The organism is Desmospora activa DSM 45169 (genome assembly GCF_003046315.1).
GTDB lineage: Bacteria > Bacillota > Bacilli > Thermoactinomycetales > DSM-45169 > Desmospora > Desmospora activa.
In genome coordinates, this window is record NZ_PZZP01000002.1 from 444,725 (window position 1) to 471,493 (window position 26,769).

Consider the following 26,769-nt stretch of genomic DNA (forward strand, 5'->3'; position numbering starts at 1 on the left):
TCAGCCTAAAAACGAGGTAAAAAGGTCATTTTAGAGGTCGAAATATGTCGATATGTGTCGAAGTTTTAAAACATCATTTTGGTATCCCACCTATAAACTTTTTTCCTTTTTATTGTTATGCATCTATTCCAATTATCGTAAAAAATGAGTAGAATAGAGGTGTATTCAACCTCAAGGGAAAGGCGGTATCACATGAAAACATACCAGCTTCACGATATAGGTGAAATTATTCGAAAGGTAAGAAAGCAACGTGGGTTCCGTTTGGAAGATTTGGCGGACGACAATATTTCCGTCGCAACCATAAGTAACATTGAGCGCAACGTTCCCCACGTCAGCACAGATAAGGTTCTGTACCTCCTCGAAAAGTTGAATCTGAGCCTAGACAGTCTTCCAAGGTTTATGCTGGAAAAAAAGGGAGAATTAAAAGCACTAAACTTCAAGCTTCTAGGGGCCGAATCACTTTTTAGTAACGGAAAGTGGGAAAAAGCACTGGATATCCTTGACTCATTCGAGCTGGATGACAGTCATTCATTGGCGGCCAAGGTCTATTATCTAAAGGGAAAATGCTTTATCAAGGCAGATAAATGGAAGAAGGCAGAAAGGAATCTTTTTAAGGCCATTCAATTAGCAAGCCAACAAGAAGATAGAGATAACATTGAGGCGGCCAGCTTTAATGAGCTTGCGATCATCTGCTATTTCCATAATGACCTGGACAAAGCGATACAATTTGTTACAAGTGGACTGGATGCCTTTGAAACGAACGGAAAACAAGGATCTTTATTTTGGCTCCTAAATATGAATAAGGCTTTGTTTTTTGAAAGGCTAGGTAAACTAAGTGATAGTATGAATATTGTTCTCGAGGTTTGGGAATCGCTTGAAACAATAGATGAGAGCGATACTGTCCTTATTTTTTATTGGTTACGGACTGAATTGTTGCGTAGGATGGGAGAGTTGAAGGGATCCGAAAAATATGCGCTTGCGGGTATTGATATCGCTCGCAGAAACAGTGACTTTAATCAGTTATTTGAATTGTGGGTTGTGTTGGGATGTACCTATGTCGATCAGGAAAAATACGAAGACGCTGAATTTTCTTTTGAACAAGCCTTAACACTGGATGGACCAAAAGAGCATAAACTTATAACAGCCTATGCTTGGTTGGGTAAACTGTATGTTCTACAAAAGAAATGGGATCAGGCACTTCCTGCATTGGAGAATGCCTTATCTTTGGGTAAAAAGCACAATGATATTTCTAGGTATGGCCAGGCCCTTCAATATATGGGGGATTATTTCAGAGAAAAAGGTGAACCTGATAAGGCAATCGTTTACTATCAAGAAAGTCTGGAGTTAGCACAAAACCACAATATGAAGAAAAAGGAGTATATCGCTTTATTTCGATTAGCCCAATGTTGGGAAGGGGTTAGTAAGGAGGAATTTCAACAAGCAACAGTAGAGGCAATTTCACAAATCATAAAAATGCAAACAAGATCGTAAAAAATGAATTACCGAAGTAATAGAAACGAATACTAAAGAAGGTGTTTAGATATTGTTAAGTAATAATGTACAAATTCGTCCAATTAGGGAGACTGATTTATTGGGGGTTCAGAAAGTAGCCCATACGACTTGGTTTAATACATATAATAAAATCTTACCAGAAGAATCCATTCAAAAGTTCTTGTCACACGCGTATTCGTTAGACCATTTGAAAAAATCTTGGGAAGAAGACATTAAAAAAACTCCACGTCAGTTTTACGTTATTGCAGACAAGGATAGCATTATTGGATATGGTCAATTAACAGAAAGAGCCCCCGCAGAGTACGAATTAACTCGTATCTATATCCTTCCAGAATTTCAAGGCAAGGGGCTGGGTAAACGTCTACTAAATCAATTGATTGACACTATTCATCCCCTTCAACGTATGTTTGCTTGGGTGGAGAAGGAAAATTCAGTCGGACGAACATTTTACCAGTCTATGAATTTTCACGTTGAAAAAGAGCTCCAAGACAACTTCTTTGGTACCATAACCACTCTATTACAATATGCACGAAAGTAGGATTAGGTAATAAGACAAAAACAGACATTCCTATAGTAAAGCGTTTTTTGTATTTCCATGGACAAAAAGTTACAAGCCGTTAAACAAGCGTTAACTTGTTTAACGGCCACAGTACCATGGTGGCCCCTCTATCCACCCCCAACTCGCCCAAACACAGGAGCGTAAAATATGGATATTTGGACGTACCCTGTCAATATCGTTCTTCTAGGCGCCCCACTAATTATCGTCCTAACCTACACCCTTTATAAAATCTTTCCTAATAAACATTTTCTTAAATATATTCCTTCCCTTTTAGCCTTTTGTATCGCTGTCCCTTTTGGAATAATCGCATTGACAACACCGGGTTGGACTTGTGCATCGTCTTTATTTTTGGCGGCTATTTTTTTATTTCTCTTTACCCTGGGTGGAGTAAGTGCTTTCATCCTCGATCGTTTAAAAAGATAATCATCATCCCTCACCCCATCCGTCGCTTTACCTCATGCACAATAAAAGAGGCCACATCCGGGGCGAGGGAACCGGGGCCGAAACCGGCGTCAAAGCCCAGTTCCAGCGCCATTTCGTGGTTGATACGGGGGCCGCCGCAGATGAGGATGAGCTGTTCACGGATGCCCTCGGCTTCTGCCAGTTCCACCAGCTCGGTCAGGTTTTGGATATGGACGCCTTTCTGGGTCACTACTTGGGATACCAGCACTGCATCGGCCTTTAACCCCATCGCCTGGGCCAGCATCTCCTCATTGGGCACTTGGCTGCCGAGGTTGTAGGCATCGATCTCCGGATAGCGTTCCAGCCCGTATTCTCCGTTGTATCCCTTCATATTCATAATGGCATCGATGCCGACCGTGTGGGCGTCCGTGCCGGTGCACGCTCCAATCACCACTAGCTTGCGCCCGATTTCTTCGCGAATAAAGCGGTTGACACCATAGAAATCCATCCGCTCTGCATCCACTTTGGGCACACGGATAGAATGAAAGTCAACTGTATGGATACAACGGCCATAAAGGATGAAGTAGGTGTAGTTCTCCTCCAGGTCCGCCATATGGTACACCTGGGGCTCTTCCAGTCCCATCTGTGCCGCCAGCTGCCGCGCCGCCTCCCGCGCCTCTTCTCCACAGGGAACGGGGAGTGAGAAACTAAGTTGCACCACCCCATCATCACGAGTGTCGCCATAGGGTTTGACGCGCTTCAAGTCCAGTGTCGGATTCATTTCCAGACGCCTCCTTTCGTTGTGGGAGATCGAGGCGTCGTCGCATTTCGGTTTCAAAGGGATTGTAATAGCGATCCCCTTTTTTCACTACACCACCCAACCCTTTTCCGCTGGTTAATCCTCTTTTTACATCCGCCAACATCCCCCGCTCCAATGCCTGGAACAGGCCGATCCGTTCCACTTCTTCCAACATGGTCACTGCCTTGGCGAGCACTTCCTGTGCCCGCCTCTCCACCCTGCCACCGGGACGAAACTGAATCTCATCGCCCAAATGACGAGCATTGTTAAAAATATAGCGGGCGTTTTCAAGCGCCAGCTGGCGGTCGTGAATATGGGGAGTGTGCATCGCCTCCGTCATCATGCCCAACAGCTGCACCCCCTGACCGGTCCAAATCCCGGCCAGATTAAACATCGCATCTTGGATGTGTCCTTTAAAAATATTGCCCGTCATATGTTTAGTCGGCGGCATATATTTCAACGGTGCCTCAGGGAAAATCTGGCGGGCCATCTGTGCCTGAGCAAGCTCCAACAGAAATCCGTCTTCCAGACCGGGATCCATTTCAAAAGCGTGCCCCAATCCCATTTGAGCCGGGGGCAATCCGGCCAATAAGGCAAATTGCTCATTGATAAACTGGGAAGCTAACACCGTATGGGCGGCTTCCACCGCATCGGCTGTGGTAAGGTAATTATCCTCCCCTGTGTTGATCATAATCCCGGCATAGCCGTTGATCATGCGGGAAAACGACTGGTCGATCAAGGTGCGCTGCATATTGATATCCCGAAATAAAATGCCGTAGAGAGCATCGTTCAACATCACATCCAGCCGCTCCAACGCACCCATGGCGGCTATCTCCGGCATACAGAGCCCGGAGCAATAATTGCAGAGGCGGATATAACGCCCTTCTTCCCGGCCCACCTCATCCAGCGCCGCCCGCATCATGCGAAAATTTTGCTGAGTGGCATAGGTACCCCCAAATCCTTCCCGCGTTTCCCCAAAGGGAACATAATCGATCAGAGATTGCCCGGTACTGCGAATAACGGCGACAATATCCGCACCCTGACGGGCGGCGGCACGCCCCTGAATCGCATCCTCGCGAATGTCTCCGGTGGCCACAATCACATACAGATACGGCTGCCGCCCCTCCCCCCACTCTCGCAACAGGCGCTCCCGTTCCCGGCGGCGCACTTCGATCCGATCCAGACCGGTCGTCGCCAGACTCTTCCCCTGTGTTCGGATCACTTCCTCCTCCGCCCATGGCAGCGTCGCCAGATCGATCGTAGCCGTCGCCACCTGTTCCGCCACGGTTTGCGGGCTTACCCTTAATTGTAGCGATGCGTTAATCACCCAGGGGGCCACACCGCAGTCCAACCCTTCCCGTTCTTGCACATGATCCACCAGCACATTGGGCAGAGGGACCCCATCCGCATCTACGCCATCTATTCCCATCAGCCGTAACACCGTCCGCTCAACCGCCACCGTCGTCCGTTCCGCGATAAAATCATCCACCTCCGCCGCAATTCGTTTGGCGGCTTGACGTGCTTTTGTAATCTCCTTCTCATCTAAACGCAGCTTGGGTTTCAATTTTTCGTCCTCCTTTCCACGGTGATTGGTGAAGACAACACATTACGATAACAATTGCACAGCACTGAATCGAAATCGGTAATCGGTAAAAAATTGCGGCGTTGCTCAGTATCCCCTTAACTATAGAGCTGCATGGGACGGGCTGATAAAATACCCCAAGGGCACTTCCGTTTGCGCACCCCTGAGTTGGGAGTTGCACAAAGCAAAAATGCTATCTACCTAAGAATTCCACGGCTTCAGTCGTACGGAGTCTCAACAGTCTCAGTATCGATCGAAAGAGGGTCGGATGACGGCTCAACCTGCTCACTATCTCTGGATTTCAGCCGTCGCTGCGCTTTTTCCAATATCGGCCGCGGGAATCCCAAAGCCTCTGCGATGATCAATGCTTGTCGGGGCACTCCCTCTCCCGCCCCTGGCAGCAGACGATAATCCACCTCCATCGGGCCATCTTCCGCGTTCCAAGCCTGGGGGTTCCGTAATCCGGCCGTACGATAAATATGAATTCCCCCTACTTCCACAACTTCGCTGAAGTGTGTCGCTTGCAACGACCAGATAGAGGAAATCGCAAGCATTTCCGTTACCGCCGTTGCCAGAGCAGACCCCTCTACCGGATTGGTGCCACGGCCCACTTCATCCAGCAACAATAAACCGGCATCCGCTTGTTGTATCGCTTCTGTCAACCGTTTTACTTCTGCACCAAAGGTGCTGAGACCGTCCCGCTCATCCTGTCCATCCCCGATTACGGTCCGGATCCAGGGAAACAAAGGCATCCCACAGGAACGAGCCGGTACAAAAAAACCAAACTGCCCCAGTGCCGCTACCACTCCCACTGTTTTTAGCGCAATTGTCTTGCCCCCCATATTGGGCCCGATCACGACGGTTGTCCCTTTTTTGACGGTAACATCTACGGGAGTGAATGCTGCCCCTTTTTGCTCCAGAGATGCCACTACCGCAGGGTGAACCGCCCCTTTTAAGTGAAAAACGTCACGATCAAGCTGGGGAGGGACGCCGTTCCATTTCCGCGCCAACCGTACACGGGCCCATTGTAGATCGATCCAAACCACTTCCTGCAATACACGCTGCAACCAAGAGAGATAGGGGCGTATCCGTCGAGCGAGAGTGGATAGCACTTCTTGCTCCACCTGTTCCAACTCTTCTTCCGCCTGTTGCCGCTGAACAAGGACATTACGTTCTTCTTCAGTCGTAAGGAGGGAAAACACCCCCTCAAAGGGGGAATCCCGCACCTTCTCAACTTGGGGGTCTGCCATCAGCCCCTCATAGACGGCATTTCCTCGCTCTACTATCCATTCACCGGCGTGATTCCGTTTTACTCCGTATTTTTGCTCAATCGCGCCTGCTCGCTCTTCCCGCACCTCTACCCGCTTTCGTTCACAAGCTGCCACTTCTTGCCTTATATCAGCCAAACGGGGATCAAATGCATCATTGAGGGCAAATGAAGGCTTCCGTATCAGCTCCGGATTGAAGATGCGCAGCACATCTTCCCAGGTTTGCATTTCACTATCAACCCCAACGGCAACTTCTTCCGGCCATGCCGCAATCACTTGCCGTCCATACCAGATCAATCCCTTGAGCCGAAACCAGCCGAGCAACGACGGAACACTCTCTCGTTCCAACTCCGCCACCACCGCTTCCGCATCAGGAATAGAGGTAAGATTCTCCTCAAGTCTTACCTCCCAGTCCGGATCTTGTTCCGCCCGCTTCAGGCAGCGCTCCTGCTCCTGGATACAGCGCTCCCACGCATCTTCGTCACCAGGTTGAAAAGGGGACAGCTCCTTTTTGGCCCGCTGCCCCATCGGGGTTAACGGCTGAAATCGCGCCCACACTTGCGGCCACAAGAGCGCCTGTTGCGATTGCTCATCCATCCATGGCATTGTTCTTCCCCTCCCTCGGCAACAACGAAAACGGCCACCCCTCCTGCTTGACATCCACGATCGGCACAGGGTGTACAATTTTGGCAATCCTTTCCTGCAAGCGATGGGAATCCAGTGTATACCCGTCAGGTGAAACCGGATTGATCCCCCAGGCACGCAACCGCAAAGGTCGTAGATAGAGCAACTTACCACCCATGCGAAACCAACGACGTAAGCTACGGCGGGAGACGAAGCAGCGGGTGGGATCGGACAAAATTAGATCTAGGGGGCTTCCTCGGCCCAGCAATAGCGCTAACGCTGATTCCGTTAAGGCTCCGGGCAGGGCGAGAGCGGTCCATTCTGGTTTATCCAATGTTTGCTGCCATTGCGATTGCTGCATCAACAAAGAAGAAAAAGGGAGAGAAACCACCTCTCCTCCTCGCACCCCCGCCAATCGACCACGGTCACGGGCGTTTTTCCCCGCTTGTTGCAGCAACGGAGAGGTGACCGCTGGTAAAGCAGCAATCGACCACCACTCCGCCACCCGTTCTACCACCGCATCCAATGAGGGACCCAGAGCAGCTCCGGCAACGGCAACCGCCGTATCCGTCAACCAGGGATCACCGGCAGCTTTGCGATCATACGCCCCATCCACCAGAGCCAACAAGATTCCCAACTGCTCCATCCGCTGTAATACCTCCGCTACTCCACGGCTGCGATTCACCCCCGCCAACTTCACGGTTGCCCTTGTGCGGGCACGGGCGATCACCACTGGACCCAGCGGCGAATGGATTCCGGTTTCCTCTACCCATTCCCACTTCCCCGCATTCGGCTCCAGCAGTGAAGCAGCAGTGGCGACCCAGCCGTCAGTAGGAACATGGATCGGCGGTTTTTCCCGTAAGCTCCACACATCCCGCTTTTCACCATCCACACCGACACTGAGGAGGCCGAGGGTGACTCCTTCCATCTCCGCTTGTTTTGCCATCGCGTTAAGCACTGTCGTTTTGCCTACATTTTTGGCTAGACCGAACACAGCACAGGATTGGATCGGTTTCATCACGATTGGACAGTGGTCTTCGGTTTCGGAATCTTACGCTTGCGTCGTTCAAAATCACCACGCCGCTCCTCACGGGTCAACATCTTGGGCTCTAGATTGATCTGATCGTCGGCCATCAAGGAGGCAATGCCGATATTGTGGCCCGCTGCCGCCTGACAGTGTGCACAGTTTTCTTTGTCGTGTTCCTTGTAGTTTTGCGGTTCGGGATAAGAGGTGATCACCCCTTCAAAGTTACGCAAAATCGTCTTTTGCGAGCTTTGGGAGACAACATAATTGGGCATGACCGGAATTTTCCCACCGCCACCGGGAGCATCAACGACAAAGGTGGGAACGGAATAACCCGACGAATGGCCGCGCAGGTATTCCATGATTTCCAACCCTTTGGAAAGGGGAGCGCGGAAATGACCAATCCCTTCCGACAGATCGCATTGATAAATGTAGTAAGGACGAACCCGAATTTTGACCAACTCATAGTTCAACTTCTTCATCACATGGGGACAATCGTTGATACCTGCCAAAATCACCGCCTGATTCCCTAGAGGGACACCGGCGTCGGCCAACATTTCACAAGCCCGTTTCGCTTCGGGGGTGATTTCCTTTGGATGATTAAAATGGGTGTTGAGCCAGACGGGATGATATTTTTTTAGGATGGTACAGAGGTCTTCCGTGACGCGCTGGGGAAATACCACCGGCGCCCGTGTCCCGATGCGAATAATCTCCACATGGGGGATCTCGCGCAGATTTTTTAAGAGATACTCCAGGATGCGATCATTGACCAACAATCCGTCACCGCCGGAGAGCAGTACATCCCTAACCGCAGGTGTGTTGCGGATATAATCGATACAGGCATCCATCTGTTTTTTGGGAACACCCATCCCGATCTGGCCGGAAAAACGGCGACGCGTACAGTAGCGACAATACATGGAACACTGGTTGGTGATCAGAAACAACACCCGATCCGGATAACGGTGGGTCAAACCCGGAACCGGGGAATCCGTATCCTCCAACAGTGGATCTTCCATGTCATATCGCGTCTGTTCCAATTCGGCGGAAATGGGTACCGACTGCATCCGAATCGGATCGGTGGGATCATCCACATCCATCTGCAGCGCATAGTAGGGGGTGATATTGAGCGGAATCGTCTGGTTGGCGATATCGACTCCACCCGTTTCAGCGGGAGTAAGATTGATCACCTTTTGTAGATCCTCCAACTTACGAATCGTATGGGTCAGCTGCCACAACCAATCGTTCCACTGTTCCTCCGTCACATCTTTCCACAATTCCACTTCACGCCAATCGCGCATATTTGATCCCATCCTTTCACAATGGATTCAATCACATTAAGCGGAACTTCACCGCACATCCCTGTCTTTTCTGTTTGTCATCCCCTGTGGGAGGTAAAATTCGTTGGCTCTCACCCAAAAGGAAGGTTTAATGGTAAAGCCAACCTTGGGTTGGAAGGTTGTACTCCCGGTGTTTTAGCTAATTCTGCTGTACTCGGGTATACCGGGCTTGAAGCAGTTGCAACAGTTGCGGCTGTGTACGCACGAGATCCAAGGCCAAATCCGCATGACCGGGGGCGTAGCCGTTGCCGATCAGCATTTGTACATCCCGGCCTACTCCTTCCGCACCAAGGGCCGCCGCGGTAAAACGGATCGCCGTGCTAAAAAAGTAAACGCCACCCCCATCCCGCGTCGCCAGAATGGAAGACAACTCCGTATCGGGAACATTGACACAGTTAATGGTCCAATCCGCCAGCCGCCGGTTGGTTACCGTCTCTACTACCTCTAATACCGCCACAGGATTACGGGCATCTACCTGCAACACATCATCCGCCAGTTGCAGACGGCGAATCTCAGCACATGCCTCCTGCCTCGATTCCAACGCAATCAATTGCCCGCTATTACCCAACTGCCGTCGTGCTTGCGCCAAACACAACAACCCGGATTTTCCGCCTGCCCCCAGCACCACCACTGTCTGATCCCGCTTGACGATACGGGCGATTTGGGCTGGAGCGCCACATACGTCCAACAACGCCAGAGATAGCTGTTCCGGTATATCCTCCGGTAATCGTGCATACGGCCCACTGGCAAAGAGAATCGCTTTTCCCTCGACATGTACCTGGCCCGTTTCCATATCAACATCATGAATCGCTGTTAAATAGAGCGGTGTTAAGGTAAGCGAAACCAATGTTGCGAGGCGTTCCCCTTTTTGTAACTGATCCGCAGCGAGAAAGTGGGGTCCCACTTCTGCGACGTTGCCAATCAGCATTCCGCCGGAACCGGTAGCGGGGTTATGCATTTTACCCCGTTCTGCCACAATCGCGGCAATCCGCTCCTTCACCTTCTCCAGGTCTTGACCGCAGGATTGTTTTAACTGGTTAAAAGAGGCGGAATCGATGTTGAGGCAATCGACATCGAGCAAAAGCTCATTGTCATGGCACACCGGCTCCGCATCCAACCTCCATGCCGGTTGCGGCAACATCCCCTGTGGCTCAACCACCCGATGCAATCCCAATGAATGAACCTCTTCCGAACGTGCATCCATCTGCTTCACCTCCTAAAAACCGTTGTCGTTCTAATATTGCAATTTTTATGCCAACCGTTGAAAGCGCCTCAGGACTCGTTTTTGTTCCTTTTTTTCCAATAAAAAAGAGCCGAATTTTCGGCACTATTAACGATAGTAAATCAAGTTTATTGATGACCGTTATTTCAAATAAGGAAGGATTTTTTGAGTCTGAGTGTCTGATCCCATCCAATTCCAATACGGGACAGCCGCGAAGCCAGGTGAAGGACGAATGTTTGCAACTCACAGGAGCTGGCTTCGCCACTGAACAGGCCTGCGGATATGCATACACCGCATGACCGCCTAGCCACTTGCCCTTTTCTGCTTTTTTCAACGAAGCTTCCATTTCTTGATTTTATATTGCAGGGTTTGACGCGGAATCCCCAGCTGTCGTGCCGTCTGTTTGATATTGTTGCCGTTGGCGGTGAGCGCTTGATGAATCGCCTTTCGCTCCATCGATTCCAACCACTCAGGAAGTGTTACTCCCTCCATCTCCCCCAGTTGCGGCAAGGGAACGGTAACATCCAGCAAATGAGGAGGCAGATGCTCCACTTCAATCCAATCCCCCTCCACTTGGTTCATCGCTCCTTCGATAGCGTGTTCCAATTCCCGCACGTTCCCTGGCCAGGGATAACGACGAAATAGCGCCTCTACTTCAGCGGAAATATCTGTGACTAAAGTCCCAAATTGAAAATTGAACTTCTTGATAAAATGACGGGTTAAGAGAGGAATATCCTTTGGTCGCTCCCGTAAGGGAGGCAGTTGGATTCGGACCACATGCAGACGGTAAAAAAGGTCTTTTCGCAGCCGCCCCTCCGCCAAGCTAACCGCCGGATCTTCATTGGTTGCGGCGATAATGCGGACATCCACTGGGCGCAGACGAACATCCCCTACCCGGCGCACCATCCGATCCTCCAGCACCCGTAACAGTTTAGCTTGCAAATCCACCGCCATCGCATGGATCTCATCCAGGAAGAGTGTCCCTCCGGCAGCCAACTCAAACAATCCCGGTCGATCTTCCGCACCGGTAAACGCCCCCTTAGCCGTGCCAAAGAGGAGCCCCTCCAACAATGAGGCAGGTATAGCCGCGCAGTTCTGGGCGATGAACGGCTGCTCTTTGCGAGAAGAGCCTGAATGGATCGATTGTACCACCAATTCTTTGCCCGTGCCGGTCTCACCCACTACTAATACGGGGGAGCGGGTGGCGGATGCCCGACGGGCACGCAGTAGCTCCCGCTCCATCGCCGGATCCTGGGTCACAATCCGGTCAAAGTGATACAGTTCCTGCCCCGACGGCGTTTTACGCTGGTCGGCGCCAATCCGTTGTTCCAAATCGATCAACCGTTCCGACAACTCCTGAATCCGCGTCACATCCTTGGCCACTTCCAGCGCGCCAACTCGCCGTCCCTCCACCAGCAGGGGCAAGGTCGTATTGACGGTAACAATGCGGTGACCATGGCGGTTGGTATACGCTTGCTGCTGGTCATATATCGGCTTCCCCGTTTCCAACACCTTCATCAAGGTGCTCGTCTTCGGCGTTAGCGAAGGAAACACCTCCAGCACATGTGTCCCCTTCACTTCCTCCATGGATAAGCCATCCAACGCCGCCGCCCGCTCATTGTAGAAAACCGTCATTCCCTCAGCATCAACCACATGAATCCCCTCATCGATGGAACGAAGCACTTCCAGCAACATCCCCTGCTGCAACCGATCCATACCCACACCCTCCCCACATAGTGCCAACAATTCGTCACCTTATGCCCAATATTCGTCATATTCATTTTAGGGGAGTCGATTAGGATCGTCTAGAAGCGATTGCGTTTTCTGGAGAATAAATCAGGTTGCCAATAGCGAGCCCTGTATATAAACGAATTTTCCAAAAAAGGAACGAGTGTCAATCACCATCAGAGACCGTTTAAATTCATAAAAAAACCGCTGATCCCTTTTAAAATCAGCGGCTATTTTCCCCGTTTATTCGTTTCGTTACTGCGCAGCCGATGAACAATAGGTCCCTTCCTTGCCGATAGTGCGGTAGGGGCAGTCTGCTTGTTCCGTCAAATAAAGAACCGCCTCCCGATTGCGCTTGGTTTCCCGTTCAATCACATCATCTGGGGGATAAAAGCCGGGATTGGATGTTTTGGGATACATTTCAAAGGTGTATGCGAAGATGTTGTGTTCACCATAGGCCCAATCCGAAAAATCCCCATCGGTGATATAAAGATCGCTGGATTGCTGCGGGGTATAACCGTTTGTCTCTGCCATTGTTTCACCCATCGTTTTAAACACCTGATAATCATCAGGGTTCATATCCGCGGGTACATCGGTGTAGGTGTAGCCGTACGGCCACAAAATTAGCTCACTATAGGTATGGAAGGAGATCGCTGTGGTAATCTGCTGCTCTCCATCCACCGTCCGATTTTCAATAAAATCGCGCAAGCGGGCCGTTTCCGGGGCGGAGAAAGCAGCGTTTCCACGATAGGTGTCACTTCCCGGATTACCGCTGGAACCGCCACAGCACCCCCACTTATAGCCGTAGTTACGGTTGAGATCGGTTCCGATCGCGGTTGAACCGCTGTTGGGTTGTCGGTTTTTGCGCCAGTACTGATAACGGTCATCCTTGATATCGTATTCGCCCCCGTCAGGGTTGAGATTAAACACAATAAAAATCTCCCGAGAATCGACCAATTGAGTAATCCGCTCATCTTCACCATAGGTAGAGGTAAACAGATCCAATACCTCTAATGCCATTTCCACCGTTAAATGTTCACGGGCGTGGTGTAAGGAGACAAATAGAACACCCGGTTGATCCTCATCCACCTCGGCGTTGTCGCTGATTTTGGCGGCCCACAGCTCGCGTCCCTCATGGGATTGACCAATGCTAAACAGCTTAACGATATCCGGATACTTCCGAGCAGTCTGCTGAATTTTCTCTACCATCTCATCATAATTATGATAATCGGAATCCCCTGGAGGAAAATCCATCGCTTTCATCAGCTTCCGCGGTTGGAATCCCAACTGGCGCAAGCGCTCCAAATCCCTGTCAACAGCATGGATCACCACATAATCATCGCCCACTTCATCGATGGCCACTCCGGTTCGAGCGATAGCCGTCCGCTCTTCCCTCGTGTTTACGCCCTCGATTTGATAAGGAAACTTTGCTTCCTCCATAGCAAACTCCGGTTTAATCGACTGCGCCTGTGACTCCATCCATCCCCACGGTCCGACCGATACCGCCAACAACAAGGCTACCAATCCGCACAACCATCGTTTTCCCCTCATCCCATAAACCCCTTTCCGCTCTCCACGTAACGGGTTGTTCCTATCATTTATCATGATATCGTTATAGATTTGAAATTTCAATATTTTTAAAAAGGAATCCGCATCTTTTCCCCCATGGCATGATGTAACCCCACATAAAGTGAACAATCATTTATGTATAACACATTTTGTATTCGGCCCAATATTCAATTAATCGATGTTATACTGAATGGACAAGGCACGATCCGAATCGGACGTTTCTCCTCTCCATGCGAGTCTCTTTTTTGGGCGCCCTATGGACCCCTGCTCTGGCCTTTGTCACCGGTCAGGGCAGGGGTAGCCAATAACGGCCCCTGGAAAGGAGGTGTACCTTCCGTGAGTTTACTGCGGAAGGAGGTGATTCCGCATGTGGGACTTGCTGTCACGGCTTTTCAGACATCTGTGGCAAGGATTTCTGGTCTTTGGACCGGTAATGCTGGCTCACTGGCTGCAAAACCGCCAAAGACGCAAGAAGTCCGATACCCGCCGCCACGGGGACCAGACTTCTAAACACTAAACCGTAAAGTGTTTGTTAGGACGAACCCGTTGGTGCGGGTTCGTGCCTTTTATAGTATGTGCTTCTTTTATGTTTATTCTACCCCGATTTCAACGGAATGTAAACTAGCAGCTGCATCGATGGGCAGATATGCATTTCAAGAAACTGCCTTCCTGTTTACAAATGGGTCGCTGAGGGGCCCATGGTCTTCTTGGTTCACTTTCTTGGATTGCCGAGGATTACCCAATAATCCCCACCGTTTCGCATGGGGTGTAGTCATCCCACCCATAATTGACTCATCCAATGAAAAAGCTTAAAGCCCAAATAGATGCCGACGATTCCCAAGATCCCCGGAAGTGCGGGTGGCGCTGGAATCGGCAGTTTCATCAGGGCAAACAAGAAGCCGACGATTAATCCAGTCAACAAAGGGAGAAGGTATAGTTTCATCATTGTAAATGGACAAAACGAATGTCCCATCCCCCTCCTTTCTCATCAATGCTCAATGACATCTACCAGGAGCCCCATCGCTATCCTTGAGTGGATGGGCTGCGAGCGAAAAGTAATACTGTCATATTCACGAAGTGAAGCAGTATTCTTGTCTGGGTAACCGCAACATCAAAATTCTTCCGTTGCGGTAGAAAATCAAGTTTCCTCACATTTTTTCCGGGGCGTGTACACCGATCATGGAAAGCCCGTTTTTCAACACTTGGGCTACTCCGATCAATAGGGAGAGACGGGCCCGGGTCAAGGTTTGATCTTCCTGAATTACCCGGTTGGCATTGTAATAGCTGTGCAATTGGGTCGCCAGCTCATACAGATAGCGCACCACCCGATGAGGAGTCAGCTGGTCTGCGGCAATAGCCACTTCACTGGGGAACTCCGCCAGTTTTTGTAATAGGTCGTATTCCTGTTCCACCGTCAGCGCGGACAGAGAAACTGGATCCAACTCTACGGAAATGCCCCGTTCCCTCGCCTGCTGAAAAACGCTGTTAATGCGGGCATGGGCGTATTGTACATAAAAAACCGGGTTTTCGTTGGAGTGGGAGACGGCCAAATCCATATCAAAGTCAAGATGGCTGTCCGGACTCCGCATGGCAAAAATATAGCGGGTGGCATCCACCCCTACTTCCTCCATCAGTTCAACCAGGGTGATCGCTTTACCGGTCCGTTTTGACATTTTTACTAGCTCTCCACCCTGATATAGCTTCACCATCTGCGTAATCAAAAATGTCATCTTCTCTGGGTCAAATCCCAGTGCGGTCATGGCCGCTTTCATTCGAGGAACATAGCCATGATGATCGGCGCCAAAAATATTGACGATACGATCAAAGCCACGGTTGTATTTGTCGCGGTGATAGGCAATATCCGGTGTAAAATATGTGAAGGAACCATCTTGCTTTACCAATACCCGGTCCTTATCGTCACCAAAGGCAGACGCTTTCAACCAGACAGCGCCCTCTTTTTCATAGGTTTGCCCTAAACGGGTCAACTCCTCTACCGCCGCCTGTACAGTTCCAGACTGATACATCCCTGTCTCGCTAAACCAACTGTCAAACCGAACACGATAATTTTCCAAATCACGCTTGATTTTACCCAACAGGTGACGCAAACCGTATTCCCGGATAAAAGCGAAACGATCGTCCCGATCCATGTGGATGAGACGGTCTCCTTCTTCTTCCGCCAGCTTCCGCCCCAGTTCCACGATATCCTGGCCACGGTATCCATCTTCCGGGAATGCCGCCTCCAGGCCCAACGCTTCCCGATAGCGGGCCTCCAATGATGCTGCCATCAGGTTCATCTGGTTGCCGGCATCATTGATATAGTATTCACGGGTGACATCATATCCCGCTGCATCCAGCACATTGCACAAAACATCCCCGATCGCCGCCCCGCGAGCATGTCCCAGATGAAGGCTACCGGTGGGGTTGGCACTAACAAACTCCACCAGCACTTTTTTGCCATCTCCGGAGTCGGAAGTTCCGTAACGCTCTCCCGACACCGCCATCTCTGTTAGGACATTTGTCAAAAACGAGCGATCGATAAAAAAGTTGATAAACCCCGGTCCAGCCACCTCAATCTCTTTGATAAACGCTTTTTGCCGATCAAGGTGCTTCACGATTGCCGCTGCAATCTGGCGCGGGTTTTGTTTGGCGATTTTGGTCAATTGCATCGCCAGATTGGTAGCCAAATCCCCGTGGGTTTTATCCCGCGGCACTTCCAGATGTACGGGGGGAACTTCAGCCTCTCCAGCCAATCCGGCCCGTACGGCCGCCTCTTTTAATTCCTGTTTCAATATTTCCTGCATATGTTCCAATGCGTTCATAATTCTTTTGATCCCTCCGTCCAACGGATATCCAACTGGTATAGGCCCATCACTTCTTCACCCGTGCTCAGATGAAAAGAAAACCGGATGTGACCGTCTTCGCGGACATAATCCACCGTTTCCACTTTCAACTCCGACGTGCCTCCCATTGCTTCAATCACACTGTAGGTGGTTGTCCCGGGCCGATAAGTTGTCCGATAAGAAATCATCCCTTGCCGGATTACCATCACTTCTTCCGGCCCGGCTTTGACTGTCGTTCGGACTTGATCGGACTCTCCCATATTTTCTACATAACGGAGAATCCAGATGTCTCCTTTTTGCTCTAAGCGGCCGTCCAACTGCTGATCAATACTCTCCTGTTTACCATTATCCCCAGAATGGATGTGGGAGGATATCTCCAGGCGTATCGTACTCACATCGACGGCTCCTTTCCTTCGATACTCCAGCAAGGCAAACCCTCCCTACAAATAAGGGAAGGTTTTGGTAGGGTGGTAAAAAGTAAAAACCGTTCATCCCAGCTCCTGCCTGCAAAAGCGGGCAAAACAAACTGAGTGCAGTGCGAGACTTGGGAACGAAGTGACCATAGCGAGACTTGTGCTGGTAAGTGCAGTGCGAGACTTGGGAACGAAGTGCTCGCTTTTACCCACCCCAGTAGCCACCGTTAAGCGGTACAGCAAAGGGTGTGCGCTTCCAAACACCCCTTCTGGACTTCACCGGGTAAAGCCCAACAGCATTTCGCGCAACACCTTGGCCGCCACTACAGGTGTTTGATCGCTGGGATCGTATGCCGGTGCCACTTCGACCAAGTCAGCCCCTACCACATGGACACCGGATTGGGCGATGGCGTGGATGGACGCCAGCAATTCCGTCGAAGTGATCCCTCCCGGTTCCGGAGTACCTGTTCCCGGCGCAAAAGCCGGATCCAACACATCGATATCCACCGTAACATAGACGGGACGTCCATCCAGTTGCGGCAACGCTTCTTTGAGAGGCTGCAAAACGTGATACGGGTGGAAATGAATCCCCTCCCGCTGCGCATATTGGAACTCCTCCCGCGTACCGGAACGGATGCCGAACTGGTACACATTTTCCGCTCCCAACAGCTGTGCGATTTTGCGCAATGGCGTAGCATGGGAGTAAATCTCCCCTTCATAATCGGTACGCAAATCGGCGTGGGCATCCAAATGGATTACCGCCAATCGGGGATGGTGCTTATGCACTTCCCGCACAGCCGGCCATGTCACCAAATGCTCACCGCCGATGCCGATGGGACGCTTTTTTCGATCCATCACTTTTTCGACAAACTGGCCGATTACCTGGATGCTTTTCTCCGGATTCCCGAAGGGTAGGGGAATATCGCCAGCATCATAGTAATGGATATCGGATAAATCCCGATCGAGATAAGGGCTGTACTCTTCCAGCACGATCGAGACTTCCCGCACTCGATTGGGACCGAAGCGGGAGCCCGGCCGATAACTGACGGTCCAGTCCATCGGCATCCCGTACAGCACCGTTTCCGCCCGTTCCAGATCGGAGGTAGACCCGATAAACACATGGCCAGAATAAGCTTCGTCAAAACGCACCACGGATCACTCCTGTTCCGTTAATTCCTTGACAAACGCCGGCAGCGAAAACAGCGCATGGTGTAGTTCCGGCGTGTAATAACGGGTAGCCAATTCGGGGATGTCGCCGGGGTCCACCGCCAACGGGTCTCGCTCCTTGGAACCTAGGGTAAAGCTCCACAATCCGCTGGGATAGGTGGGGATGCTGGCTGTATATAAGCGTGTCACCGGGAAAAGGGAACGGATATCCCGATTTACCTGGACGATCAGATCTCGATTAAACCAGGGGGATTCCGTCTGTGCTACCATCACGCCATCCCCTCGCAACGCCTGGTGAATCCCTTGGTAAAACGGACGCTGAAACAAGCCAACAGCCGGTCCCACCGGTTCGGTAGAGTCAACCAGAATGACATCATACTCTTCCGGATGTGCGTCGATGTGCTTAATCCCATCCTCGACACAAATGCGAACCCGGGGATCGGACAGTGCACCGGCGATAGCGGGGAAATATTCGCGGGAAACGTCAACCACACGGCCGTCAATTTCACAAAGAGTGGCGGATTCCACGCTGGGGTGCTTCAGCACTTCACGGATCACCCCACCATCTCCACCGCCGACAACAAGCACCCGTTTAGGGTTCGGATGGGTAACCATGCCGACATGTGCCAGCATTTCATGATAGGCAAATTCATCCCGGTCCGTCGTCATCACCATTCCATCCAAAACCAACATTCGACCAAACTCCTCCGTCTCAATCACATCCAAGCTTTGAAACTCGGTCTGTTCATGATGGAGGGTTTGTCCAATTTTAGCGGTGATCCCAAAATTGGGTGTTTGTTTTTCCGTATACCACAATTGCATATCCATGGATTCCATTCTTCTCCTTTACTACAAACCTCCCTTAAGAATAATCCAATCAACGGCCCAACACAATCATGAATCAAGGATATCCTCGACTTTCGCATTAGTTCCTGTGTAGGAGGAAGGGATTTTTGGATCTGCTGAGCAGCATAGCAAAGACACTTCGCTCCCAAAAGTAATCCCATTATTTAGATCGACAACAGACTTCCTCTGTATAAGTGCCCCTTTCGCTCTTCATACTAGTAAGGATTGCCAGGCCGGGGGATACCATAACAGTCGTGAAGGAAATCACCCCGAACCGCCCACATCACTTGACCCATCAACAGGGGGAATGACGATGGCCGATAACATCGATCGTACCACATCCACTAATTCCATCCCATCCATCTTCCCAGCCGTCGGACGCTGGTGGCGGAGAGGGCGCCTCCTGTTGCGTTGGGCTCTTTTTTGTCTGTTGGCCGGGGTAGGCCTCGCCATTCTCACCGTCCTTTATTTAAAATCAAAGCCCCTGCCTCCCCCTGATATCGGCATGACCACGCAAATCGTCGATGTGCGGGGACGGGCTATCGATCAATGGGATAAAGGGGAGCACCGGAATTATATCCCGTTAAAACAACTGCCCGCCTCGTTGATCCAGGCTACGCTGATCGCAGAAGATCGCCAGTTTTATCACCATCACGGCTTCTCCCCGCGGGGAATCCTGCGGGCTGCCTGGGTCAATCTGCGATCCGGACGGGTGGCCCAAGGAGCCAGTACAATCACGCAACAACTGGCCCGCAATCTCTATCTAACCCATGACCGTACCTGGTCTCGTAAATTAAAAGAAGCGATTTACACCGCACAGTTGGAACTTCATTTTAGTAAAGATGAAATTCTGGAGATGTATCTAAACAAAATTTATTACGGCCATGGCTCCTATGGAGCGGAGCGGGCGGCCCGGGCTTATTTCGGTAAGCCTGCCCACCGTCTTACATTGGCGGAAAGTGCGATGCTGGCGGGAATTCCGCGTGGCCCACGTTGGTATTCCCCCTTACAAAACGAAACACGGGCCAAGCAGCGGCAACTCGCCATTCTGGATGCTATGACTCGCCATCGGACCATTACGGCGCAAGCGGCGAAGCAGGCCAAACAAGAGCAGCTGGTGTTCTCCACGCCACCCAAACCCGGTCCAGCCCGTGCTCCCTGGTTTCGGGATGTTGTGCTCAATGAGGCCGTCTCCCGCTTTGGTTTGGATGAGGCGCTAGTACAGAACGGTGGTTTACGGATTTATACCACGCTGGATTTGTCGATGCAGGAGCAGGCAGAACATGCGATGGAACACAGCTTAGCCGCCCAACCTGACTTAGAGGGAGCATTGATCAGCGTCGACCCACAAACCGGCCACATTAAAGCAATGGTGGGGGGAAAAGATTATCGTCGTTCCCAATTTAATCGAGTTTTTGCCAAACGGCAGCCGGGTTCCACTTTTAAACCGGTTGTGTACCTGGCTGCGCTGGAACGAGGACTAACTCCCGCTGCCCGTTTTGAAAGCAAGCCGACATCGTTTTTCCATGAGGAAAAACCATACCGTCCTACCAACTATCACGGGCGTTATGCCAATCGCTTCATCTCCATGGGGGAAGCAATCGCCACCTCGGACAATGTATACGCCATTCATACCCATCTGACGATCGGAGAGGAAGAAACCGTACGTATGGCTCGACGCCTCGGTATTCACAGCCCGCTAAACCCGGTTCCTTCTCTGGCCCTGGGCACCAGCGACGTCAGCCCTTATGAGATGGTTCAGGTATATGCTACATTGGCAGCTGGTGGAATGCACCATCCCCCCACTTCCATCCTGCGGGTCGAAGCGCCTGACGGCCGGGTGCTGGCACAAGCAAAACCGCAGGAAGAAAAGGTGCTCTCTCCCGCAGAAGCATTTGTGATGACCCATATGCTGAAAAAGGTATTTCAACCAGGAGGAACCGCCAATCGCGTCAAGCAGTTCCTTAAACGGCCGGTAGCAGGCAAAACCGGCAGTACCGACTGGGATTCTTGGCTGTCGGGCTATACCCCAGATCTAGCCACTACGGTGTGGCTGGGATTCGATCAGCACCGGCCGTTGCCGCAGGGCACCTCCCGTTTGACGCATCAAGCATGGGGCTCCTTTATGCGGGATGCGTTGGCCCATGTAAAGCCACACCGTTTCTCCGTTCCCCAGGGAGTGGTACGGGTGAAGATCGATCCAGAAAGCGGGTTGGTGGCGGGATCAGAGTGCCCCCGCACCATCGATTCCTACTTTTTACAGGGTACGGAACCTAGGCAAACCTGTTCCCTCCATCACCCTAAACCAAAAGAAGAGCGAAACTCATCCTGGTGGGAGCGCATCATAAAATGGTGGTTCGGTTAAACCGACCACCATTTTTATCCTTCGATACACCCCTCGTCAGCAGTCGTCGCTTCCTCCTACTTTTCCTTCACCATCGGCCAGCACGCCATCATTGTGCAAGGTGATCAGGTTTGCTTCACTCAATTCTTTGATCACTTCGTAGAAGCTGTCCCGCCTCTCCTCCGGTAGACGATTAACAAATCGATTAATCGCTTCTGGAGAGGCATTCGGCGTAAAATGAACTCCACCGTGACGAGCATAGTGTTCGTTTTGATCTGTTGGTTCCATGGAAACCGCCTCCTTTCCCATAGGGTGTGCGGATGGCGGTAACAATATTGCTTTTTCCTCTTGACCACTCTCCATGCGTAAACCAGGGGATTCTGCTGTCACACTCACAGCTCCTCCCGTGTGATAAGTACCGGTCCATTCATCGTTCGCAGCAGAATTTTTTCCCCTTCCCCCGCGTATTCCGTCAGAGCTACCGCTCCAATCGCTGTCTCTATCTGCACATCCACTCGCACAGGGACAACCTCCAACGCCCGAACCAGCCAATGGGCAGTTTCATATGGGATCTCGTCCGGTGTTCTCAAAATGAGATCAAGGTCACTGGTGGGCTTTACGACAGGTACGCCTGTCGCCAGTTCAAATCCCACACTGCCGACCGGCCCCCAAGAAAGAGAAACTCTCTCCATGATCGCTTTTACGACATCCAATGCTGCAATCGCCTGTTGAAATCGAGATCTCCGCATCTTTTGCCAATCTCTTGCTACAGCCAACCGCTCTGGAGATATTTGCTCCTGCACCAATCCCGGCGGCAGATAAGCCGCAAACCGTTGCTTCCGTTCCTTTCCCCTCACCCCCACAGGAATGAGACCATTCTTTACTGGTGCCCTCCTTACCACTACCCAAGGGGCGATACACAAAGATTCCCCAACCCATTCAGGCGGCGTCACATCCGTGACCAAATCCTTCGCTTTCCCCAACCTCAACAGGTAGTGTGGCAAAAAGTCTCCCATTGCTCCTGCAACAACTTCCGCACTTGAATAGAAGAACGTCGTCCGCCACTCCGCGCCGCTTCCGTCCGCACACGACGGCTTAGATCGCTGGGGTTGGCACGGATATCTGCAATGGATTGGGTGAGTACCGCTTGAATCTTTTGGATGTCGGTTGCCCGCGGCTGATCCGCATCGATTCCGTCAATTTGTTCATCTAAGGCGCCCAAGGTGGCAAAAGATTGGATATCGTAGGCCATAGAGGGAACTTTGCGGGTCACTTCTTCCAGTTCTTCTATGGAGCGGCGGGTGATGCGGGCAGCAGACGGTTTGGACATGGCATGAACCTGAACCCCTTCGTCGTTGAGGGCGAGAAGGCGATTGGCCTGAAATCCGTGTGCTAAAAAGGCTCCGGAGATTGCTTTACCCACGATCAGGGCGATGACGGGGTGGCCCGCCATCCGGGCTGATGCATATGCGTCTGCCGCCGCAGCACAGGCGTAGGAGATACCCAGCAATTCCTCCCGGTAACCATAGGCCTGACTCGGCACATCCACAATGGCGACAATGGCACGACGATGGCCGTCCCGGTCTTCCTCCATCGCTTGACGGACCACTTTTGCGATTGCCCAACCTTCCTCCAACCCGACCTCTCCGTGCCGCGCCCGTGGAAACCGGGCGGAAGGGTTTGGTACAACGGAAATAAAACGGACCGGTTCTCCATTCAGCTGCGCATCGGCGAACTGAACAGAGGGAACCTCCCCTTTTACACCCGACATCCCCGTCAAAGCCTTTAGCCATATGCGCCCTCGGCTAACGGATACCCCTTCCACGGAATGCGACAACTGTTGAATATCGCTTCCCTCGCTGCTCGGTAAAGGCTCCGCCCAGATCTTCTCCAGAGTAGCCCCATCCAAAGGACGGGTCGGATCCACCCGGCTCAGGAGCGATTGATATTCCTCCACCTGTTCCGTACGGTGCAACTTCGGCAGCGGTGCAGCAAAGGCTCGCCGAATCGCAGCTCCAATCGCATCGACATCATCGGCCACCAGTTCATCGATAAACCCGACTCCATGGCGGCGGGTAGCCCCGATCGCATCCCAGACCCGTTGGCGATCGCAGGAGTCCAGCTCCTCGATGCCTGCCTCCTGTTCGATCACTTCGGGACCGTTTAGTCCAAAGCGCCCCTCCCGCGTCATGATCAAAGTAGTAAACAGTGACGCCGTGATCGACATCCCGCCAAAGCATCCCACTTTCCCTGGGATCACCCCGACAACAGGGACATGGCGGCGTAGAGCGACGACCGCTGCGATCATCTCAGAAATGGCTAACAACCCATGGTTGGCCTCTTGGAGCCGCACACCACCGGTATCAAAGATGACGACGGGACGCGTGGTCACGCCCCGCTCGTTGTCGTGAAGTGCTAATTCCAGCGCTCCTGCGATTTTGGCGCCGGAAACCTCCCCAATGCCCCCACCCTGAAAAGAACCCTCAATCGATAAGACGACCGCCGGCTCCCCGTCGATCCGACCGCGAGCGACCACAACCCCGTCATCGCTCTGGGGAACAATTCCTTGCGGAAGCAAATGGGGCGATTCAATTCGATCAAAAGGATCGAGCAATTCCCGAAAAGTTCCCTGATCGAGAATAGAGACGGCACGCTCCCGTGCGCTCAATTCCACAAAGCTCCGTTTAATTGCCTGCTTCATGCAATCCCACCTCCAACGCCTGTTCCAGTCGCAGTTTCACCACGCCGGGTGTGGCTCCGAAATCATTGATTGTCACATTAGCAGCCACATCGTGAATGGTAAAAAATCGCTCCAACACCGCTTGCCATGTTTGGCCAAATCCTTCGCTACCGGTTCTCACGACGATCCGGGCTTTTGGCTCTTCCGAGCCCTCCAGCAACACTTCAAGATCCCCGGAGCCCACCACTCCGACATGGGCTCGATTTTTTAATGGTTTAGTCGCCGCGTATTCAAAGGACAGGGTTTCCATTCCCGCCACCTCCGGTTGGTCTGATATTCCTACCACTCACTCGATCCAAAAACAGAGTCGCCGCCAGCAAGTCGGCGCTTCCCCCCGGGGATGCGCGGCGTTCCAGCAACTTTACATCTAATCGTTTTAGCGCTTCCCATCCCGCAGCAGTGGAGGCTCCTCCCTGTGCTAAAATCTCTCGTGCCCCTGTTTGGGCCATCGTTAACGCTTCGATTCCCCCTCGATGGAGCAAACAGGTATCCTCTACTCGCACGATCAGAGAAACCAGGGTGTCCAATCGAGCGTAACGCTCACTCATCCCACGCTGACGCGCCTTGTGTAAAGTTGGCAAAGCGACATCGATCACATGGGGAAACCCGTTTTGCGCTTCCCCCACTGCTCCCGTCACTCCGTACCGTCTGCAAACCTGAGACCCATTGGTTTCAGCTACCGGTGCCCAACGATCCCGATACCGAGCGATGGTTCCAGCCGTCATCGCGATTTGCTCCGGAGCCGCTCCCCGTTCATGGATCGCCGCACCGGCCACGAGGAGACCTAAGGCCCAAATCGCTCCCTTGTGGGTGTTGGTGCCCCCGGTAGCTTGAAACATCGCCCGCTCCCCCTCCCGCCCGATCTGAGCCAGTTCTTCCCGCAGTTCTTGATCAGGCCTTTTTCCGACAGCAGCATCCACCATCGCAGCAAATGCGTCGGTAAGAGAGTGAGCAGAACGGAGCATCAAATCTATATCGAGATCCGTATGAGCACCAGAACTCTCTCGATCCACCAACCCTGGTTTAGGGGTAAGTTCCGCTTCCTCGATCAAGGACTGGACCGCCAACATCGCCAGCTCTCTTCGATCCCCCGTCACTTTCCCAGCGACAATCGTCAATTCCTTCATCATAACCAACTCCGGAAACGAACCGGTGGCTCATACAAACCACCCGACCATTCCGCGAGATCTTCCACGTTTTTAGCGGCCAGCAGCGAGCGCTTTGCCTCCGTACGACGAATACCCAAATCCTCGGGAAAAGCCACTATCCCCTCGCGGCGCAACTGTTCCAACCGCCCCCTATCGAAAGATAGACCCGTAGGCGATACCCCGGCGATTGCGGACAACGCCTCCCGCCGCTCCTCCAAACTGTGCGCCTGATAGAGATAAGCGATTCCCTCTTCCGTCACCACATGGGTAACATCATCTCCATAAATCATCACAGGAGTCGTGGCCAAACCGGCCCGCTCAGCGACATCGATGGCATCCAGGGATTCAACGATCACCGGAGCGTTCCCTGCTTGGAAGGTCTCCACCATCTGAACCACCAACTTTCGCCCACGGCCGAGGGGATCATCTCCCCTTTTCATCTCCAGCCAGGCGGGCGTTGCATGGCGGCGGCCGCCGGGATCATGCCCCATGTTAGGAGCGCCACCGAACCCCGACAGTCGTCCGGACGTTACTGTGGAGGAGTTACCGTCTCGATCCATCTGCAATGTCGAACCAATAAAAAGGTCTACGGCGTATAGCCCTGCTACTTGTGACATCGTACGATTGGAACGCAAGCTGCCGTCCGGACCGGTAAAAAAGATGTCAGGACGGGCGGCCACATATCGTTCCATCCCCACTTCCCCGCCGAAACAGTGGACACTTTCCACCCATCCGCTCTCAATCGCTGGAATTAAGGTGGGGTGCGGGTTTAACGCCCAATGTTTGCATATCTTCCCCTTCAGTCCAAGCCGCTCCCCATAGGTAGGTAGCAACAGCTCGATTGCGGCGGTGTTAAAGCCGATGCCATGGTTTAGCGATTGGACCTGGTGACGTTCATAAATACCGCGAATCGCCATCATTCCCATCAAGATCTGCAACTCCGTAATATGCTGCGGATCGCGGGTAAACAGGGGCTCCAATTGATACGGCTGATCCGCTTCCACGATAAAATCCACCCATGAGCCAGGGATATCCACCCGCGGCAACTCCTCCGTCAACTCATTCACCTGGGCGATCACAATTCCGTCTTTAAAGGCCGTCGCCTCCACCAGGGTAGGAGTCTCCTCCGTGTTGGCTCCCGTGTACAAATTGCCGGCTTCATCCGCTTTATCTGCCGCCACCAGGGCCACGTTGGGAATCAAATCGATAAAGAGTCGCCCGAACAACTCTAAGTACGTATGGATCGCTCCCATTTGCAGAATGCCGTCTTCCAGCATCTGCGCGATTCGGAGGCTTTGAGGACCCGCATAGGAGAAATCTACTCTCTCCGCGATCCCCTTTTCAAAAATATCCAGATGTTCCGGCCGGGAAATACTAGACATAATGAGATGCAATCGCTGAATTTTCCCCGGATTCACTTGGGCCAGAGCATCGGACAAAAAAGACGCCTGTTTCTGGTTGTTCCCCTCCAACACCACACGATCTTTTGGTGCGAGCAGCACCTCCAGCGCCTCTACCATCCGGTTTGTCGGAATCACTTTTCCTGATGCGCACCGTTTTGCTTCTACAAGGCGGCGGGTCTTTTCCTCTCGCCGCCGGGTCCAGGACCGTTGCGATGGTGGGGTTTGTACGGATGGATTCATCG

Annotated in this window: 24 protein-coding genes; 4 read left to right on the top strand and 20 right to left on the bottom strand. The window is 52.0% G+C overall.

Translation table 11 applies throughout. The features are described 5' to 3' along the window. Nucleotides 1-192 precede the first annotated feature (192 nt). From C8J48_RS15410 to C8J48_RS15420, 3 genes are all read left to right on the top strand, one after another. Entirely contained in the window at nucleotides 193-1,491 is a 1,299-nt protein-coding gene (locus tag C8J48_RS15410) for a tetratricopeptide repeat protein (protein ID WP_170105601.1), read from the top strand. A gap of 52 nt (nucleotides 1,492-1,543) precedes the next feature. Next, complete coding sequence (locus tag C8J48_RS15415) at nucleotides 1,544-2,050, top strand: GNAT family N-acetyltransferase (RefSeq protein WP_170105603.1); 507 nt, start codon at nucleotides 1,544-1,546, stop codon at nucleotides 2,048-2,050. Between the two features lie 168 nt (nucleotides 2,051-2,218). Next, complete coding sequence (locus tag C8J48_RS15420; RefSeq protein ID WP_107728131.1) at nucleotides 2,219-2,494, top strand: hypothetical protein; 276 nt, start codon at nucleotides 2,219-2,221, stop codon at nucleotides 2,492-2,494. A 10-nt stretch (nucleotides 2,495-2,504) separates the two neighbouring features. On the opposite strand, the gene kamE is transcribed toward C8J48_RS15420, so the two are convergent. The 14 genes from kamE to speE all read right to left on the bottom strand — a co-directional run bounded on the left by kamE (nucleotide 2,505) and on the right by speE (nucleotide 18,868). Continuing rightward, nucleotides 2,505-3,254 carry a lysine 5,6-aminomutase subunit beta gene (gene kamE / locus C8J48_RS15425; protein ID WP_107728132.1) on the bottom strand — a complete coding sequence of 250 codons (750 nt, stop codon included), beginning with the start codon at nucleotides 3,252-3,254 and terminating at the stop codon, nucleotides 2,505-2,507. After that, a complete protein-coding gene (gene kamD / locus C8J48_RS15430) occupies nucleotides 3,202-4,836 on the bottom strand; it encodes a lysine 5,6-aminomutase subunit alpha (protein WP_107728133.1) in 1,635 nt (544 codons plus the stop codon). The genes kamE and kamD overlap by 53 nt, the downstream gene beginning before the upstream one ends. 236 nt (nucleotides 4,837-5,072) lie before the next feature. Continuing rightward, nucleotides 5,073-6,728 carry a lysine 5,6-aminomutase reactivase ATPase KamC gene (kamC, locus tag C8J48_RS15435; protein ID WP_170105605.1) on the bottom strand — a complete coding sequence of 552 codons (1,656 nt, stop codon included), beginning with the start codon at nucleotides 6,726-6,728 and terminating at the stop codon, nucleotides 5,073-5,075. After that, on the bottom strand, nucleotides 6,712-7,764 hold the full coding sequence (gene kamB, locus C8J48_RS15440; RefSeq protein ID WP_107728135.1) for a lysine 5,6-aminomutase reactivase subunit KamB: 1,053 nt from the start codon (nucleotides 7,762-7,764) through the stop codon (nucleotides 6,712-6,714). The genes kamC and kamB overlap by 17 nt, the downstream gene beginning before the upstream one ends. Next, nucleotides 7,764-9,068, bottom strand: a complete 1,305-nt coding sequence (gene kamA, locus C8J48_RS15445) for a lysine 2,3-aminomutase (protein WP_245891246.1) — start codon at nucleotides 9,066-9,068, stop codon at nucleotides 7,764-7,766. The genes kamB and kamA overlap by 1 nt, the downstream gene beginning before the upstream one ends. A gap of 178 nt (nucleotides 9,069-9,246) precedes the next feature. Then, nucleotides 9,247-10,311: an L-erythro-3,5-diaminohexanoate dehydrogenase gene (gene kdd, locus C8J48_RS15450; protein WP_107728137.1), complete on the bottom strand. Its 1,065-nt coding sequence runs from the start codon at nucleotides 10,309-10,311 to the stop codon at nucleotides 9,247-9,249. Further along, entirely contained in the window at nucleotides 10,259-10,663 is a 405-nt protein-coding gene (locus C8J48_RS18555; RefSeq protein WP_146160517.1) for a hypothetical protein, read from the bottom strand. Before C8J48_RS18555 ends, kdd begins: the two co-directional genes overlap by 53 nt. Then, a complete protein-coding gene (locus C8J48_RS15455) occupies nucleotides 10,660-12,045 on the bottom strand; it encodes a sigma-54 interaction domain-containing protein (protein WP_107728138.1) in 1,386 nt (461 codons plus the stop codon). Before C8J48_RS15455 ends, C8J48_RS18555 begins: the two co-directional genes overlap by 4 nt. Before the next feature lie 267 nt (nucleotides 12,046-12,312). Continuing rightward, on the bottom strand, nucleotides 12,313-13,608 hold the full coding sequence (locus C8J48_RS15460) for a M14 family metallopeptidase (RefSeq protein WP_107728139.1): 1,296 nt from the start codon (nucleotides 13,606-13,608) through the stop codon (nucleotides 12,313-12,315). A gap of 790 nt (nucleotides 13,609-14,398) precedes the next feature. Next, nucleotides 14,399-14,569 (bottom strand): DUF1427 family protein, encoded by a 171-nt coding sequence (locus C8J48_RS15465; RefSeq protein ID WP_107728140.1) that lies wholly within the window; start codon nucleotides 14,567-14,569, stop codon nucleotides 14,399-14,401. A 205-nt stretch (nucleotides 14,570-14,774) separates the two neighbouring features. After that, nucleotides 14,775-16,445, bottom strand: coding sequence for an arginine--tRNA ligase (gene argS / locus C8J48_RS15470; RefSeq protein WP_107728141.1), 1,671 nt, complete (start codon nucleotides 16,443-16,445; stop codon nucleotides 14,775-14,777). Further along, nucleotides 16,442-16,894 carry a YwiB family protein gene (locus C8J48_RS15475; RefSeq protein WP_107728142.1) on the bottom strand — a complete coding sequence of 151 codons (453 nt, stop codon included), beginning with the start codon at nucleotides 16,892-16,894 and terminating at the stop codon, nucleotides 16,442-16,444. The genes argS and C8J48_RS15475 overlap by 4 nt, the downstream gene beginning before the upstream one ends. A 261-nt stretch (nucleotides 16,895-17,155) precedes the next feature. Then, a complete protein-coding gene (speB, locus tag C8J48_RS15480; RefSeq protein ID WP_107728143.1) occupies nucleotides 17,156-18,028 on the bottom strand; it encodes an agmatinase in 873 nt (290 codons plus the stop codon). Between the two features lie 6 nt (nucleotides 18,029-18,034). Next, a complete protein-coding gene (gene speE, locus C8J48_RS15485) occupies nucleotides 18,035-18,868 on the bottom strand; it encodes a polyamine aminopropyltransferase (protein WP_107728269.1) in 834 nt (277 codons plus the stop codon). Between the two features lie 337 nt (nucleotides 18,869-19,205). On the opposite strand from speE, the gene C8J48_RS15490 reads away from it, so the two are divergent. Then, entirely contained in the window at nucleotides 19,206-21,257 is a 2,052-nt protein-coding gene (locus C8J48_RS15490; RefSeq protein WP_170105607.1) for a transglycosylase domain-containing protein, read from the top strand. Nucleotides 21,258-21,293: 36 nt separating this feature from the next. Here C8J48_RS15490 and C8J48_RS15495 read toward each other — a convergent pair whose 3' ends face one another. The 6 genes from C8J48_RS15495 to mdcA all read right to left on the bottom strand — a co-directional run bounded on the left by C8J48_RS15495 (nucleotide 21,294) and on the right by mdcA (nucleotide 26,767). Beyond that, nucleotides 21,294-21,524 (bottom strand): hypothetical protein, encoded by a 231-nt coding sequence (locus C8J48_RS15495; protein ID WP_107728270.1) that lies wholly within the window; start codon nucleotides 21,522-21,524, stop codon nucleotides 21,294-21,296. Between the two features lie 104 nt (nucleotides 21,525-21,628). Continuing rightward, entirely contained in the window at nucleotides 21,629-22,201 is a 573-nt protein-coding gene (locus C8J48_RS15500; RefSeq protein ID WP_245891247.1) for a malonate decarboxylase holo-ACP synthase, read from the bottom strand. A gap of 20 nt (nucleotides 22,202-22,221) precedes the next feature. Continuing rightward, entirely contained in the window at nucleotides 22,222-23,937 is a 1,716-nt protein-coding gene (mdcD, locus tag C8J48_RS15505; protein ID WP_107728146.1) for a biotin-independent malonate decarboxylase subunit beta, read from the bottom strand. Continuing rightward, entirely contained in the window at nucleotides 23,921-24,226 is a 306-nt protein-coding gene (locus tag C8J48_RS15510; protein WP_107728147.1) for a malonate decarboxylase subunit delta, read from the bottom strand. The genes mdcD and C8J48_RS15510 overlap by 17 nt, the downstream gene beginning before the upstream one ends. Next, on the bottom strand, nucleotides 24,207-25,103 hold the full coding sequence (locus C8J48_RS15515) for a triphosphoribosyl-dephospho-CoA synthase (RefSeq protein WP_211316660.1): 897 nt from the start codon (nucleotides 25,101-25,103) through the stop codon (nucleotides 24,207-24,209). Before C8J48_RS15515 ends, C8J48_RS15510 begins: the two co-directional genes overlap by 20 nt. Continuing rightward, nucleotides 25,103-26,767, bottom strand: coding sequence for a malonate decarboxylase subunit alpha (gene mdcA / locus C8J48_RS15520; RefSeq protein WP_107728149.1), 1,665 nt, complete (start codon nucleotides 26,765-26,767; stop codon nucleotides 25,103-25,105). The genes C8J48_RS15515 and mdcA overlap by 1 nt, the downstream gene beginning before the upstream one ends. Nucleotides 26,768-26,769 lie beyond the last annotated feature (2 nt).